Origin of the sequence: Desulfovibrio sp. 7SRBS1, assembly GCF_049723905.1 — a bacterium.
Classification (GTDB): domain Bacteria; phylum Desulfobacterota; class Desulfovibrionia; order Desulfovibrionales; family Desulfovibrionaceae.
Map to the genome: position 1 here is coordinate 516,005 of NZ_JBJKFD010000001.1, position 14,746 is coordinate 530,750.

Sequence of the window (14,746 nt, forward strand, 5' to 3'; positions counted from 1 at the left end):
GGGGCTGGAACGTAGCCATGGTGCTTTGCAAACGGTAGGCCGCTGGAGAACAACGGTATGCAACACAACAATATTGCCGACATGAAAGGCAAAATCCTTGGCCTCGACGAGATTCCGGGTGGCCTGCGCATCGCCATCTACGGAAGCGGGGACTATGGCAAGCAGGTGTACGGCACCCTGCGAGACCGTTGTGAGATTCCGTTTTTTGTGGACTCCTTCAAGGCGGGCGAGTGCAATGGCATCCCCGTACTCAAGCTGGACGATTTTCTTGTCCGAACGGCAGAGATCGACCTTGTGGTCATTGCCTCGATCATGTGGTTCGAGATTGAAGATGGACTGCAAAACGCCGGGTACGAGGACTTCACCACCATAGGCGACAATAATTTGACTCTTCAGGTTTATACACAGGAAGAGGCTGCGCAATGCGAAGCGGATTTTCAGCGTGTGGCCAGTCTTTTTGCCGATCCGGAACAGAAGCGGCTGTACCAGGGGCTGACCGCCTGTCGATGCGGCAACGGCTCCCTGCGCTGCCTGCAGCAAGACCTGGCGGGCATTTCTTCCATGTTCAGCCCCATGGATCGCCAATACCTCGACTTTGTGGACTTCTCCTGCATGCGCCTTTTGGTTGAAGGGGGCATCTTTGACGGTATGAATACTGCATATTTCCTTGACCGGATGCCTGCGGACGCCCGTCTCTACGGATTCGACCCGCTCATCAGCGGACGCATCGTCCACCAGCGGGCTGCCGATGACGAGCGGACGGTCTTGATGCAGGCCGCATTATGGGACCGGGAGGCCGAGCTGCACTGGAACCCCAGCGGCGGAGGCGGCTATGTGGGCGAGGAATTCCGGCCAGGCTCCAGCCCGGTGAAGGCATTGAGTGTGGACGAATTCAGAAAAAAGGGGCATGCCCCGGTGGATTTCCTGAAATTAGATGTGGAAGGGGCCGAGATGAGAGTGCTGGAGGGAGCCCGCAGAACCCTTGTCGAGGACCGCCCCCAGCTCGCCATATCCATCTACCACAGCAAACGGGATTTCTTTGAAATTCCAATATTTTTGAGTGACCTCCTAGAGGATTACACATACCAGTTGGGGCACTATTCCCCGACGCTCTGCGAAACGATTTTCTATGGCGTTCCCAATGAGATCGTCGCAGTGTAAGCAAATATTGTCATATGCTGGAAGAAAAACAGGTTTATAAAGAGTGGGCTGCAGACAAGAAGTGGAACCCCTTCAACAGCTACAAACTTCTTGCCCAGGTCTATCGCTGGAAACTCATTGTTGAAGGCCAGCCCGTGCCCCAGCCCGCGCTGGTGACGGTGGACCCGGTGAATATCTGCAACCTGAAATGCATCTGGTGCAATGCCGATTACATCCTGAACAACCGCAACAACCGCATGGCAAGGGAAACCCTCCTTGAGATAGCCCAAGGGCTTGGCTCCTGGCAGGGAAGCCCCATGTGGCCCGCCGGGGTTGAGGCCGTGTGCATCGCAGGCGGCGGCGAACCTCTGCTCCATCCCGCTGTAGGCGAGTTCATCAATGCGCTGGTCGAACACGGCATCGAAGTGGGCGTGGTCACCAACGGCGTGCATATCGACCGCTTCATCCCCCAGCTTGCCAAGTGCACCTGGGTGGGCGTGTCCGTGGACGCCGGAAGCGAAGAAGTTTTTGAACAGCTCAAGGGCAAGAGGGAATACACCAAGGTGTGCGATAATATCGCCAAACTGGTGGAGTACTCCAGAGAGCATGAAACCCGGCTGGGCATGGACCGTCCGGGATACGGCGTCAGCTTCAAGTACCTGCTCTACAACGGCAACCACGTGGACATCTACAAGGCAGCGGTCAAGGCCCGCGAGATCGGCTGCAAGAATTTCCACCTGCGCCCGGCCGGACTGGCGTGGGATAAGCTCTCTACCACGGACGGCGGGCTGCTCAAACCCGAAGTCCGGGAATATCTGGTACGGGAAATTCAGGCCGCGCGTGAGCTGGAAAAGAGTGACTTCGGCGTGTTCGGTATCACGCACAAGTTCGACGAGACCCTGAACCGCTCCAACTGCTTTGAGACCTGTCACGCCATTTTTATGACCTGCGTCTTTATGCCGCCCCGCCATGATGGCGAGAGATTCAGCGTCAGCCTCTGCTGCGACCGTCGCGGTGACAGCCGCTTGGAATTCGCGGGTGACATGAACAGCTTCGCCGATCTGGAAACCGCCTGGGGCAGCAAGGAGCATTGGGACATTTTCCGGGCCATCAACCTTAAACACTGCCCCCGCTGCACCTATCAGCCTCATAACAACATTTACGAACAGGTCATCGAGAACGACAGCATGACCTACAAGTTCATCTAGAGGATCGTTTATGAAGCCGCTGGTCAGCATCGTTGTCCCGTCCTACAATCAGGCGCACTATCTCACCATGTCATTGGATAGCGTCTTTTTTCAGAACTATCCGAACCTGGAAATCATCATCTGCAACCACGGCTCCACCGACAACACATCAGAAGTCATTGCTGACTACCTCAAGGGGCTGGAGAGTGAGCAGGTGGATTTTCTGGAGCGGCTGGACGAGGACGGCAAGACCCTGCAACGTAAGACAGAACTGCGTTTTCCCCAGGGACGGCAGGTCAAGGTGTGCGAAAGCACCGAGAACCTCGGCGGCACTGCGTCCTACAACGTGGGATTTCGCAACGCCACTGGCAAATATTGCATGTACCTCGTGGGGGACGATTATTTTACCCCGGATGCCCTGGCCCGGATGGTGGATGTCATGGAAGAAACCGGCGTGGACGTGGTCTACACCGACATGTTCGTCGTCAACGATGCCGGAAATATTTTGCAGCGCCTGTCCAAGCCGGCCTACTCCTTTGAAGCCTGTTTCTGCGAGTGGTTTCATCTGGGCGTAAACCGCCTCTACAAGCGGGAACTGCACGAGCGGTACGGCTATTATGACGAGTCCATCCGCAATGCCAACGACTATGACATGTTCCTCCGGTTCGCCATGGAAGGAGCCACATTCCGCCATATTCCCGAAGTGCTGTACTACACGCGCAAGCACTCCAACCACGCGGGCGTGGAACCAGCCTCCTGGGCCAACGGCGGGTACAGCAACCTCATGCTCGAAAGCATCGAGTGCGCCAAGCGCGCCCGCACTCACCTTGAGCGGATGAATAAGGGGGGCGCATGAAATTATCGGTAATCGGACTGGGCAAGCTGGGGCTGTGCACGGCCTGCTGCCTCGCCCGGGCAGGATACGAGGTCGTGGGCATGGATATCCGCGACGCGTATGTGGAAGGCCTCAGGCAGGGGCAAATTCCCTTTCATGAAGCCGGTCTCGATGTCCTGCTGGCCGAGGTTAAGGGTAATCTCCACCTGACCACCGACATGGCTGAAGCTGTGGAGCGTACGGACGCTGCCCTGATCATCGTGCCGACCCCCTCCACCGAAGACGGCTCCTTTTCCAACGAATATCTGGTGCGCGTGTTTGAAGGGCTTGCACCGGCCCTGAAGGCCAAGGACTCCTTTTTTGTGGTGGACGTGGTCAGCACGGTCATGCCCCTGTCCAGCGACAAGGAGCTTATCCCGCTGTTGGAAGAACTCAGCGGCAAGCAGATGGGCAAGGATATCGGCTATGCCTACAATCCGGAATTCATCGCCATCGGCTCCGTCATTCAGAATTTTCTCTATCCGGACCTCGTACTCATCGGCGAGTCCGACAGCCGCACCGGCTCCTTGATGCAGGAAGTGTATGAGAAAACCTGCGATAATACTCCGGTTATATGCCGCACCAGTGTGGTCAACGCCGAAATCGCCAAGCTCTCCATCAATTGCTACTGCACTATGAAAATAAGTTTTGCCAACAATCTTAGCCTGTTGTGTGAGAATATACCCGGAGCGGACGCCCATGAAATCGCGGCCCTCATCGGCAACGATACGCGCATCGGTACCAAGTATATCCGTCCGGGCCTCGGTTTTGGCGGCCCCTGCTTTCCGCGTGACAACGAAGCGTTCATCCGGTGTGCGGAACTGGCAGGCACCAAGGCCCCCATCCAGGAGTCGGTGGTCGCGGTCAACAATTCCATGGTCGATGTTTTTGTGGAACGCATCCATAAGGCGGTTTCGGCCCCAGATGGGGTGGTAGCCCTGCTGGGGCTTTCCTATAAGCCAGAGACCTACCTGACGGAGCGCTCGCAGTCACTTGATATCGCACGTGAGCTGACCAGGCGGTATCCGCGGCTCACCGTCCGGGTGCATGACCCCATGGCAAAGGAGAACGGACCGTGGGAACAAACCGAGACCGTGGCGCAATGCGTGGAAGGTGCGCACGTGGCAGCCATTCTGACGCCGTGGAAAGAATACATGGAAGTCAGCTGGGCTCAGGGCATGGCCGCCGGATCAGTTGTCGTGAACTGCTGGACATAGAGACCACCCGAAATATGAATTTCACGGCATACCAATAACGGCGGGATACCCATGGATTTACCGATTATCGTGCAGTGCACCAATCACTCCCCGACTTTTGAGGACAGGGGACTTGAGATTCTGAAGGACGAGTACACCATGCTCGGCTTCCTTCTGCATCGGCTCAAGGCCTGCTGCACCGAAGATGTCGTGCTGGCCACTTCAGTCTCGCCCAAGGACGACTCTCTGATTCGAGAAGCAAAAAAGTATGAAGTGCAGACCGTGCGCGGCGAAATGTCCAACCTGGTCTTCCGGCTCCTGACTGCGGCGGACGCCATCAAGGCTGAACGGTTTGTGCGTGTCCTGGGCAACTACCCCCTTGTGGATGCCGAAGCCCTGCTGCGTCTGGTTGATGCCCACATGGAACGCGGCGTAGACTACAGCTATAATGAATATCTCGGCGGTGTTCCCCTAGGAATGGGCTGTGAAGTTATAGAAACCGACGCGTTACGCCAGCTTGAGGGGCAAAAGCTCACTGATAATCAACAGGCCGTCGCAACGTTGTACATGCGCCAGCACCCTGAATTGTTCACCATTCATGCCGACGCGCCCACCATTGAGCGCAACGGCTACAAGGTGCTTGTGGAGACCCGTGCCGACCTTGAATTGGTTCGAGATATTGCCCGGCATGTGGACGACATTACCTCCCGGAGCGTGGCCGCGTATCTGGACGAACACCCCGTACTTGCCAGAAGCAACATCGAAGAGAGCGTCCCGGAGGTGGGCATTGAAAAGCTGTATCTCCATCCGGCCAAGCTGGAGGGACTGCACGGCGTGGAAAAGGGCGTACCCGACCCGACATTTCCGATCAGCGTGGAACTCTCCCTGACCAACAAATGCAACCTGCGGTGTGTCTGGTGTTCCGATCAGGACCTGCGCAGTCGGCAGGGGTACAATAGTGAGCTGACCCGTGACGAATTGAATACGCTCTTTGGCGAACTCAAGACAGGGGGAACGTGCGGCGTGGTCATTGAAGGCGGGGGCGAACCCACTCTGCATCCTGAATTTGAGGAGGTCATCGCCGACCTTGCAAAGGCAGAGCTGCCTGCTGGCCTCATCACCAACGGCACCCAACCTCTCAGCCCGGAAACCTGCGCGCGGTTCGACTGGATACGTGTCAGCCTGGATGCTTCCACTCCGGAGGAATTCCGCCGTTTCAAGGGGCGCGATTACTATGAACGTGTCCTCGACAACATCGCCTTCTACGCACAGCACTGCCCCACCGTGGGCGTGGGCTATGTGGTGACTTATGATAATCTTGGCGACATGGAATCCCTCATTTTGCGAATCCGCGAGTATGGCGTCCGATACATCCAGATGAGGCCGGTGGTGGATGCACCGGAACTCAGTCCCGGCCTCATGGACCTGAGTCATCTTATGCGCTACCAGGGCAAGGATTTTTCCGTCATCATCGCAGGCATGAAAGATAACGCAGTCAAGGGCAACGCCGGCCTGCCTTGCAAGACGCACAGCATATCCTCGGTCATCTGTGCCGAGGGGAGCGTGTTTCTGTGTGGTCGCATGAATGTGTATGACTGGCTGGAGCCCATCGGCAACCTCAGGAATGCCTCCTTCGGAGAAATTTGGGAGGGCGACAAGCGCAGACAGCAGCACGCTATGGTGTTCGATGCCGGTTTCTGCTCCAAGCATTGCCCTGCCTGCCGCATCACGTCCTTCAACCGGCTGTTCGGCCGACTCGGCAAAATACGAACACCCAACTTCATATAGAGATACGCGATGAAAATTCCCTTTGATGCGTCCTGCCGACGCCGCTACAACGAGTTGCTCGAAGAAATTTTTGACTCCAATTTCTGGTCCGAAGGCCCGATCATGCACCGCTTTGAGGAAGCCTTCGGCGAGTTCGCGGGCCTGCCAGGCAAGGCTGTCTGCAACTGCGGGGCCGGACTGCTCGCTTGCATGGAATACGCGGATGTCCGGGGCGGCAAGGTCATCGTGCCGTCCAACACCTTTCGAGCCACGGCACAGGCCGCCAAGATGGCCGGGGCCGAGGTGGTATATGCAGACTGCAACCGCGCCGACCTCTGCCTGAGCCTTGACGACCTCAAGCGTAAGTGGACCCCTGAGGTCAAGGCCGTGGTGGTCGTCCACATCGGCGGGCACCTTGCCTTTGAGATCGAAGGCATTGCTCAGTTTTGCGCCGAGCGCGGCGTGGTCCTTATCGAGGATTGCGCCCACTGCCATGGTGCCGATTGGAACGGAAAAAACGGCGGTTCGTGGGGGCTGGCCGGAGTCTATTCCTTCTACGCCACCAAGACCATGCCGCTAGGCGAAGGTGGCATGGTGGTCAGCAGGGATGCGGAATTCCTGAATTGGCTCACCATGTTCCGCAACTACGGCAAAAAGGTGGAAAACGGCGTGGTCAGCTATCCGCTGGAAAACGGCTTCAATTTCCGCATGAACGACGTCACTGCCGCACTGGGCCTGGTCCAGCTGGAGCAGATGCCGGACATCCTGGCCTGGAAGCGGAATCTTGCCGCCAAATATGACACTATTTTCAGCAACAGGGTGGAATTCCCTGAGGGTATGACATCCGGTTATTACAAGTATATCGTGTTCGGAGAGGAGAACCTCACCCAGCGTACCGGGCAGGTGTTCGGCCCCACCGACCTCTGCCATGTGGTGGACGGCTTATCCGGGGATTCTCTACCCAACTCTGTCTGGGTGGCTGAGAACCACCAGTGCCCGCCCATGTGGTATGGCTGGGACCACGCTGACGATTCCCCGGAAGCATTACGGGCCCTTTTGCTGGAAGACAAAAAGTAGGCGCGACTGGGCACCTCTTTTACAAACAGCCGCCGGTTCCACCAAGCCCTGGGATACCAGACTCCAGACGAGCTATATTTCAAAAATTTATTGCAGGCGGCATAACGGATGAATGACAAAGAAACCATGAAGGGGAAAGGCACCTAAAAGCAGATACAAAATCTGTCTTGATTATTCGCGCAGGTTAGTGTGGGAAAAAAGTCTTCGCCGTGTCGTCCGTAGGCGAAGGGCCTGCAATATTCCCCTCAATGTGACAGCTCCCACAACTACCAATCCGCCAACTACCGCCCACTTGCCAGGGAATTCTCCATACCCCAAAGCCACCCATACTGGGTTGAAGACAGGCTCCAGAGTCATAATGAGAATGGCCTCCAGCGCTCCCAGGCGTTTGATGCACCACACGTACAGCAACAGAGAGATTCCCTGCTGGAAGATACCCAGGTAGGCAAGCCCCATCCATCCTGCGGCGTTGGGGACTCCTTTCAGCAGAAATGGGACGCCGACAATGGCTGCCAGAATATGCCCAAGCATGACTGATTCTACTGGGGAAGTGTCTTTTTGGGCCCTCATGCATAACGTGAATGCGGCATAGCACAGCCCTGTACTCACGGCGATGAGGTTGCCCCACAACCCGCTGGGTGAAAGTTTGTCCATGAAGAAAAGAATCATGCCGCTCATGGTGACGCCAATGAAAAACCAGTCGCTGGGGCGGGTTCTTTCCTTGAGCACAAGAGGAGCAAGCAAAGCTACGTATATTGGAGCCGTATACGCCAGAAGGATGGCATTTGCCGAAGTGGTCAGCTTTGTAGCGACAACATTGGTAATGAGGAGACCTGCATATCCAGCTGCAGCGGCCAGTTGAGCCCGGCTCCAAGTGAAGTTGAATTTCCCCCAAAGCAGAACTCCCAAGGTCGCCACGGAGATGGCGCTACGCATCCCGGTAATGGCCATGGGATTGCAGTCAAGAAGCTTAATGGCCAAGCCGCCGGAACTCCATATCAGCGCAGTCGCCGCCAGGAGTAACGCAGGGAAGAGTTTGTACTGCATTTGGGCCTCGAAAAATGAAACAAGAATGAGTGCGGTTTAATTACTGCGAGTCATGGGGAAAGAAAAGCTGTTTCAGAATGTGGTGTGGACAACAGCGTTTTAGGGATAAAGTCACTACACAGTGCGAAAGTGTGAGGGGAGTGTGGACGCGAAGGGTACAATTAGGTATTCAGGAATGGAATTCCTATTGTGGGTTTCGAGATTGTCTTTGCGTCGAATACATTGAACCAGAGGGGGAGGGTGATGTCGGAAATTAAAAAGAAAATGGGGCTATTGGGATTTTTTTCCATTACCGGTTCCATGATTATGACGGTATACAGCTATCCTGCCTTTGCATCATCCGGGTTTTCTTTGATTTTTTTTCTTTTGTTTGCCGGGCTCCTCTATTTTGTGCCTACAGCTTTGATTTCGGCTGAAATGGCCACAGGTGAGGGCTGGGAAGTCGGAGGCGTCTACACGTGGTGTTCTGTGGCATTTGGTCGGCGTTGGGGATTTATGGCCATTTTTCTGCAATGGTTGCAGATTACCGTGGGGTTCGTGACCATGCTTTACTTCGTGGTCGGCGCTCTGTCCTATTTTTTAAATTGGCCAGCGCTCAATGAAAGTCCGATGCTCAAGTTTCTGTCGGTGATGGTTTTATTTTGGGGCGTGACCATGGCAAACATGCGCGGGACAGGTTTTACCGAGCGCCTCTCCACCCTTGGGTTGCTTTTCGGCGTGTCGCTTCCAGCCCTGCTTCTGGTCATTTTGGCCGTCCTCTACCTTGTCCAGGGACACCCCGTCCATGTGGACATGAGTTTTACAACCTTTTTCCCGGATTTTACCAATATACATACCCTTGTCATTCTGGTTGCCTTTATTTTGTCCTATGCGGGCATTGAGGCGTCGGCCGTTCATGTCAATGAGCTTAAAAATGCTCAACGCAACTATCCACTGGCTATCATCATTTTGACCGTCTTTGCCATTGTCGTGAATATCCTCGGCGCAATGTCCATTGCCATAGTGATTCCGGCAGGGGATATCAACATGAGTGCCGGTGTAGTGCAGGCGTTTCAGGAATTGCTGAACATCTTTCATATGGGGTGGGTCGTCTATCCTATCGCGCTTTTGCTGGCCATGGGGGCCATCGCGGAAGTCAGCGCATGGGTTGTTGGCCCCTCGCATGGTCTGTACACCGCGGCACTGGATGGAATTCTTCCTGCCTGCTTTAAGAAAAAGAACTCCAAAGACGTCCCGGTCAACCTCATTCTCGCCCAGGGAGTGGTTGTTTCCCTATGGGCTGTCATTCTTACCTTCGGCGGGGGCGGGGCCAACATGTCCTTCCTGCTGGCAATTTCTCTGACCGTACTGACCTATCTGGTCATGTATATTCTTCTGTTCATGACGTACATCAAGCTCAAAGAGGATCATGCCGACGTCAAACGTTCCTTTGTTGTTCCTGGCGGGAAGCGTGGTCAGCGCATCATTCCGCTGATTGGTCTGGGAATGGTGATCTTCTCTTTGGTCGTATCTTTTTTCCCGCCGTCACAAATTGCCGCAAGCAACGACGGGACCTACGAGACCATTCTTGTGGCCGCTTTTATGGTGGTGTTGATTTTGCCTCATCTCATTTATGGGCTACGAAAAGAATCCAACAAGGAGCCTTTTGAGCTGCACCGTCTGGACTTTGGACATCACCGCGTTTGGTGGCATCCGCGGGGCCGACATCCTTTTGCCGCAAAGAAGTATGGCGAATAAGAATAAGTAGGGTTGGAACAGAAAAGGCCGCCCCGGAAATGGGGCGGCCTTTTTATGTATGTGGGGAGAAGGGCTAAATGTTTGGGGAAATATTTACAGGACGGCCCAAAAAAGTATCGGCCAATCTCGTAGCTTTTTCCGCAAGCTGGCCTATTTCCGGTTTGGAAACTTGGTCATCCGCCCCGACGGCCTTACCCTTATGTCGCAGGCTTTCCGTAATGAGAGAAGAGAAAAGAATAACCGGGATATGTTTAAGCTCCTGGTCTTCCTTGATTTTTCTCGTCAAGGTGTGTCCGTCCATAACCGGCATTTCAATGTCCGTAACAACAACATGGACAAAATCGCTTAGAGGCTGCTTACTGGTGGCAGCGAGTTCCTTATACTCCAAAAGCTGGTTCCAGGCCTTTTGTCCGTTGATGGTCCTTACTACATCGAAGCCTGCTTTTTCCAGTGAGCTTCCAATCATATGCCGGATCATTGTCGAGTCATCCGCAATAAGTGTTTTGTACACGAAATCGTCATCATGTAAGAGGTCTTCGGTTAATTCATGCAAAGCGAGTTCGGGGTTCAATTCGCTGACAATGCGTTCCATGTCGAGAATGAAGACTACCCGTTCTTCAATTCGGACCACACCGGTGATGCAATCTTGAGAGAATTCTTGAACTTGCTTGGAAGGCGGCTCTATTTGTTCCCAGCTTAGCCGATGGATGCGGGTGACGCCGGAGACAAGGAATGCGTTTATTACGTTGTTGAATTCGGTGACAATGACTTTGGCTGCGTCTTTATGATCCGTATCTTTTCCCAACCACATGGAAAGATCCACAAGAGGAATTACTTTGTTGCGGAGATTGAAGGTTCCTAAAATACTTTCGTGACGCAATTGAGGCATGCCGGTCACTCGAGGCTCACGGATGATCTCCAAAACCTTGGCGACGTTTACTCCGTAGAAACCGGTATAAACTTGGCCGTCGGCCGTACGCTCGTTAATGAAAAACTCAACTATTTCGAGTTCGTTTGTTCCGGTTTCCAGGAGAATATTGTTTTGGCTCATGAACCCTCCGACAAAATTAAGATCGACTGGCAATGCGCTAGCATGACGCTTATTGCGCGAAAGCGTCGCTCTTGTGGCATTTTTGACTCATATTACTGTTTGCCATAATATATAGTTCTGGGGAAGGGAAAGCGCAGAAAAATAAATCCGGAAAGAGTACGCCAGGACGGAAAAATCATTTTTTTTTGAGAAAGATGAAAAACTCGCTTGACAACCATGGGGGGTGCTGCTAGTTCATCACTCCTCCCACGGGAGAAAAGGCGCGTAGCTCAGGGGGAGAGCACTTGCTTGACATGCAAGGGGTCAGGAGTTCAAATCTCCTCGTGCCTACCATCCGCAACGGTAAAGGGAGGCTTTTTAGCCTCCCTTTTTTCTTTATTGGGTTCCGCTTTTTCATCATGGAGCACGAAAACAATGCAGGTAGATGTTCAGGGGCAACCGGTTGAGGTCGAGGCTCAATCGAGCTGCGCAGATGCGCTCTCACAGGCCTTGTCCAAGAAAAAAATGAAACAGGTCGTTGCTGTCCGTTTGGGCGATGCCATTGTCGACCTGGCAACCACAATCCCCGACGGCACTACCCAGCTCACTCCGGTGTTCGACGACGATCCCGAGGGGCTGGAAGTTATTCGGCACTCCACTGCCCACCTCATGGCTGAAGCTGTAAAGAGGCTTTATCCTGAAGCGAAAGTGACAATTGGTCCTGCCGTTGAGAAAGGTTTTTATTACGACTTCGACTACGATCGTCCCTTTACCCCCGAAGATTTGGAAGCAATTGAAAAGGAAATGGTCCGCATTGCCGGTGCCAACAAGCCTTTTGAACGCAAAATGGCTTCCAAAGAAGAAGCCGTCGCCCTTTTTAAGGGGATGGGGGAAGACTATAAGGTCGAGATTATGGACGACCTTGGCGGAGACGAATTTTCCCTCTACAGCAATGGAGACTTCGTAGACCTGTGCCGGGGGCCTCATGTTCCCGCTACCGGCTATCTGAAAGCCTTCAAGCTGACTACTGTTGCCGGTGCCTACTGGCGTGGCAACGAGAAGAACAAACAGTTGCAGCGTATCTATGGAACAGCCTGGGCCAGTCCCAAGGACCTGAAGAAACATCTGCAGCAGCTTGAAGAAGCCAAAAAACGCGACCACCGCAAGTTAGGCACTCAGCTTGACTTGTTCAGCTTTCATGAAGAGGGTGGTGCGGGCATGGCGTATTGGCATCCCAAAGGTGCATTGCTGCGTACTATCCTTGAGGACTTTGAACGCAAGGAACACCTGCGTCGCGGGTACAGCATCGTGCAGGGGCCACAGATTCTCAAACGGGAACTGTGGGAAAAGTCCGGCCACTACGACAACTACCGTGAAAACATGTACTTCACGGAAATCGATGAGCAGGCTTATGGCATCAAGCCCATGAACTGCTTGGCGCACATGCTCATTTACAAGACCAAGGTTCGCAGTTATCGCGACCTGCCGTTGCGTTTTTTCGAGCTTGGCGTTGTTCATCGACACGAAAAATCGGGTGTTCTGCACGGCCTTCTTCGGGTGCGGCAGTTTACACAGGACGACGCGCACCTTTTGTGCCGTCCCGATCAGCTTCAGGACGAGATCATTGGTGTAATAAATTTTGTCAGCGACATCATGGGCTTGTTCGGCTTCACTTTCGAGGCTGAAATCAGCACCCGTCCAGAAAAGTCCATCGGCTCCGATGAGGACTGGGATCGCGCTACCAACGCGCTAAAGAGCGCATTGGAAAAGGCTGGTCTCAGTTATGATATCAATGAAGGCGATGGTGCCTTTTACGGTCCGAAGATCGACATCGCCATCAAGGACGCTTTGGACAGAAGATGGCAATGTGCGACAATTCAGTGCGATTTCACCTTGCCTGAGCGCTTTGATCTGGTTTATGTGGGCGATGATGGTGAGCGTCACAGGCCTGTAATGTTGCACCGGGTCATCCTAGGTTCGGTGGAACGTTTCATTGGAGTTCTGTTGGAGCATTGCGGTGGTGCCTTGCCTACGTGGCTTTCGCCGGAGCAGGCTCGTGTGCTGACCGTGACCAGTGCCCATGACGAACACGCCGATGCGGTTGCCAAAGAACTTGCAACTGCCGGCATTCGAGTGCACTCAGACAAACGGAATGAAAAATTGGGCTACAAAGTGCGTGAAGCCCAACTTGAAAAAATACCGTACATGCTGGTAATAGGTGATTCAGAAGTAGAGGCTGGTGGGGTTAATGTGCGCACTCGCTCCGGGGAAAACCTGGGGCTTATGTCCCCCAAAGAAGCGGCCGAGATGATAATCGCTGACAGCACAAAACCGTTCAAACGCGGAGGAATGAGCTATAGCTTCGACGCATGCCCGGTGTAATCGGCAGATTCGCGCCCGCGAGGTCCGGGTTATTGCCGACGACGGAGAACAGTTGGGAGTCATGACTCCCCGCGACGCAATGGAACTGGCCCAGGAAAAAGGGTTGGACCTTGTTGAGGTCGCTCCCAATGCTGTGCCTCCTGTCTGTCGGATCATGGACTTCGGTAAATACAAGTACGAGCAGCAGAAGAAACAACAGTCCGCCCGCAAGAAGCAAACGCAGGTGCAGGTCAAGGAAATCAAAATGCGTCCTAAAACGGACGAGCATGATTACCAGACCAAGGTTAAGCACATTAAGCGTTTTGTTGAAAAGGGTGATCGCTGTAAAGTAACGATTTTTTTCCGGGGCAGGGAAATTGTCCACAAGGACAGGGGCCTGATGATTCTCGACCGTGTGGCTGAGGATATGAAGGATCTTGCCAAGGTGGAACAGGTGGCCAAATCCGAAGGGCGCACCATGTATATTGTACTTGCCCCGCTGGCTATAAAACGTTAGTTTCCGCTCCCGCCGCTGCCACGCGGCATTTCGGTTTCTCGTTTTTAGGCCGGAACAAATTTGCACAGGATGCATATGGCATGCGTCCTGTGTGTTTTTAAGTGGAACGCTTTTGCATTGTGTGAAAGCGAGATCAGGAGGATAACATGCCCAAGATCAAGACCAGACGGAGCGCTGCCAAGCGTTTTACGACCACCGGGTCGGGCAAGATCAAGCGTCGCAGGAAGAACCTGCGTCACATCTTGACCAAGAAAAACGCCAAGCGCAAAAGAGTTCTCGGACAGGGCACCCTTGTTGCCAAAGTCAACGAGAAGGCTGTCCGCCGTATGTGTCCCTTTATCTAGAGACGTTTTAGTTCTTTAGATTTGGGATACCCCCGCCACGCTGCCGGTGCGACTCTTTTGTACGCACGCATGACCGTCAGCGGGCTATATACACCCCTTTAAAGGAGGAAAACCATGCGTGTGAAACGTGGTGTTGCTGCCAAAGCGCGGCACAAAAAATACCTCAAGCAGGCAAAAGGATACCGCGGAGCCCGCAGTGTTCTGTACCGTACCGCACGGGAAACGGTGGAACGCGCTCTCGCTTATTCGTATCGCGACCGCCGCACTAAAAAGCGCGAATTTCGTAAACTTTGGATTATCCGCATTAATGCGGCTGCTCGTGAATACGGTCTGTCTTACAGCCGTCTCATGAACGGACTGAGCCTTGCCGGTGTCGAAATCAACCGTAAGATTCTCGCCGACTTGGCAGTTCGTGAAAAAGAAAGCTTCGCCAAGCTTGCCGAGCTTGCAAAATCCAAGGTAAATTAAG

Annotated in this window: 13 protein-coding genes and 1 tRNA gene; 12 read left to right on the plus strand and 2 right to left on the minus strand. The window is 53.8% G+C overall.

Features of this window, described 5'->3' with window-relative positions; all coding sequences use genetic code 11:
* Window positions 1-57: 57 nt before the first annotated feature.
* Genes ACI0FJ_RS02560 through ACI0FJ_RS02585 form a run of 6 tightly spaced genes read left to right on the plus strand, consistent with a single transcriptional unit; the run spans window position 58 to window position 7,241 of the window.
* Entirely contained in the window at window positions 58-1,161 is a 1,104-nt protein-coding gene (locus ACI0FJ_RS02560; RefSeq protein ID WP_424298550.1) for an FkbM family methyltransferase, read from the plus strand.
* A gap of 14 nt (window positions 1,162-1,175) precedes the next feature.
* Window positions 1,176-2,348 carry a radical SAM protein gene (locus tag ACI0FJ_RS02565; RefSeq protein WP_424298553.1) on the plus strand — a complete coding sequence of 391 codons (1,173 nt, stop codon included), beginning with the start codon at window positions 1,176-1,178 and terminating at the stop codon, window positions 2,346-2,348.
* A 10-nt stretch (window positions 2,349-2,358) separates the two neighbouring features.
* The gene (locus tag ACI0FJ_RS02570; RefSeq protein ID WP_424298556.1) at window positions 2,359-3,183 is read left to right on the plus strand and encodes a glycosyltransferase; all 825 of its coding nucleotides are present in this window, start codon (window positions 2,359-2,361) and stop codon (window positions 3,181-3,183) included.
* On the plus strand, window positions 3,180-4,418 hold the full coding sequence (locus ACI0FJ_RS02575) for a nucleotide sugar dehydrogenase (RefSeq protein WP_424298559.1): 1,239 nt from the start codon (window positions 3,180-3,182) through the stop codon (window positions 4,416-4,418). The genes ACI0FJ_RS02570 and ACI0FJ_RS02575 overlap by 4 nt, the downstream gene beginning before the upstream one ends.
* Window positions 4,419-4,469: 51 nt before the next feature.
* Complete coding sequence (locus ACI0FJ_RS02580) at window positions 4,470-6,185, plus strand: radical SAM protein (RefSeq protein WP_424298562.1); 1,716 nt, start codon at window positions 4,470-4,472, stop codon at window positions 6,183-6,185.
* Between the two features lie 9 nt (window positions 6,186-6,194).
* Window positions 6,195-7,241 carry a DegT/DnrJ/EryC1/StrS family aminotransferase gene (locus ACI0FJ_RS02585; RefSeq protein WP_424298564.1) on the plus strand — a complete coding sequence of 349 codons (1,047 nt, stop codon included), beginning with the start codon at window positions 6,195-6,197 and terminating at the stop codon, window positions 7,239-7,241.
* Window positions 7,242-7,412: 171 nt separating this feature from the next.
* Here ACI0FJ_RS02585 and ACI0FJ_RS02590 read toward each other — a convergent pair whose 3' ends face one another.
* Window positions 7,413-8,288 (minus strand): DMT family transporter, encoded by an 876-nt coding sequence (locus ACI0FJ_RS02590; RefSeq protein ID WP_424298566.1) that lies wholly within the window; start codon window positions 8,286-8,288, stop codon window positions 7,413-7,415.
* Window positions 8,289-8,531: 243 nt separating this feature from the next.
* On the opposite strand from ACI0FJ_RS02590, the gene ACI0FJ_RS02595 reads away from it, so the two are divergent.
* Window positions 8,532-10,025 (plus strand): amino acid permease, encoded by a 1,494-nt coding sequence (locus tag ACI0FJ_RS02595; RefSeq protein WP_424298569.1) that lies wholly within the window; start codon window positions 8,532-8,534, stop codon window positions 10,023-10,025.
* A gap of 73 nt (window positions 10,026-10,098) precedes the next feature.
* Here the strand turns inward: ACI0FJ_RS02595 and ACI0FJ_RS02600 are convergent, their stop codons facing one another.
* Window positions 10,099-11,076, minus strand: a complete 978-nt coding sequence (locus ACI0FJ_RS02600; protein ID WP_424298572.1) for a chemotaxis protein — start codon at window positions 11,074-11,076, stop codon at window positions 10,099-10,101.
* Between the two features lie 258 nt (window positions 11,077-11,334).
* Here ACI0FJ_RS02600 and ACI0FJ_RS02605 point away from each other — a divergent pair.
* The 5 genes from ACI0FJ_RS02605 to rplT all read left to right on the plus strand — a co-directional run bounded on the left by ACI0FJ_RS02605 (window position 11,335) and on the right by rplT (window position 14,745).
* Window positions 11,335-11,409, plus strand: a tRNA-Val gene (locus ACI0FJ_RS02605).
* Window positions 11,410-11,490: 81 nt separating this feature from the next.
* A complete protein-coding gene (thrS, locus tag ACI0FJ_RS02610; RefSeq protein WP_424298574.1) occupies window positions 11,491-13,437 on the plus strand; it encodes a threonine--tRNA ligase in 1,947 nt (648 codons plus the stop codon).
* Window positions 13,412-13,933 carry a translation initiation factor IF-3 gene (infC, locus tag ACI0FJ_RS02615; protein ID WP_424306454.1) on the plus strand — a complete coding sequence of 174 codons (522 nt, stop codon included), beginning with the start codon at window positions 13,412-13,414 and terminating at the stop codon, window positions 13,931-13,933. Before thrS ends, infC begins: the two co-directional genes overlap by 26 nt.
* Window positions 13,934-14,079: 146 nt before the next feature.
* Entirely contained in the window at window positions 14,080-14,277 is a 198-nt protein-coding gene (gene rpmI / locus ACI0FJ_RS02620) for a 50S ribosomal protein L35 (protein ID WP_424298577.1), read from the plus strand.
* 114 nt (window positions 14,278-14,391) lie between these two features.
* Window positions 14,392-14,745: a 50S ribosomal protein L20 gene (gene rplT, locus ACI0FJ_RS02625; RefSeq protein ID WP_424298580.1), complete on the plus strand. Its 354-nt coding sequence runs from the start codon at window positions 14,392-14,394 to the stop codon at window positions 14,743-14,745.
* The last annotated feature ends 1 nt before the right edge of the window (window position 14,746 follow it).

What these genes read in the sequence shown, in the direction of transcription:
- ACI0FJ_RS02575 (WP_424298559.1), top strand. Translation starts at nt 3,180, where the DNA reads ATGAAATTATCGGTAATCGGACTGGGCAAGCTGGGGCTGTGCACGGCC.
- ACI0FJ_RS02585 (WP_424298564.1), top strand. Translation starts at nt 6,195, where the DNA reads ATGAAAATTCCCTTTGATGCGTCCTGCCGACGCCGCTACAACGAGTTG.
- ACI0FJ_RS02560 (WP_424298550.1), top strand. Translation starts at nt 58, where the DNA reads ATGCAACACAACAATATTGCCGACATGAAAGGCAAAATCCTTGGCCTC.
- ACI0FJ_RS02600 (WP_424298572.1), bottom strand. Translation starts at nt 11,076, where the DNA reads ATGAGCCAAAACAATATTCTCCTGGAAACCGGAACAAACGAACTCGAA.
- ACI0FJ_RS02565 (WP_424298553.1), top strand. Translation starts at nt 1,176, where the DNA reads ATGCTGGAAGAAAAACAGGTTTATAAAGAGTGGGCTGCAGACAAGAAG.
- rpmI (WP_424298577.1), top strand. Translation starts at nt 14,080, where the DNA reads ATGCCCAAGATCAAGACCAGACGGAGCGCTGCCAAGCGTTTTACGACC.
- thrS (WP_424298574.1), top strand. Translation starts at nt 11,491, where the DNA reads ATGCAGGTAGATGTTCAGGGGCAACCGGTTGAGGTCGAGGCTCAATCG.
- ACI0FJ_RS02580 (WP_424298562.1), top strand. Translation starts at nt 4,470, where the DNA reads ATGGATTTACCGATTATCGTGCAGTGCACCAATCACTCCCCGACTTTT.
- ACI0FJ_RS02570 (WP_424298556.1), top strand. Translation starts at nt 2,359, where the DNA reads ATGAAGCCGCTGGTCAGCATCGTTGTCCCGTCCTACAATCAGGCGCAC.
- ACI0FJ_RS02595 (WP_424298569.1), top strand. Translation starts at nt 8,532, where the DNA reads ATGTCGGAAATTAAAAAGAAAATGGGGCTATTGGGATTTTTTTCCATT.
- ACI0FJ_RS02590 (WP_424298566.1), bottom strand. Translation starts at nt 8,288, where the DNA reads ATGCAGTACAAACTCTTCCCTGCGTTACTCCTGGCGGCGACTGCGCTG.
- rplT (WP_424298580.1), top strand. Translation starts at nt 14,392, where the DNA reads ATGCGTGTGAAACGTGGTGTTGCTGCCAAAGCGCGGCACAAAAAATAC.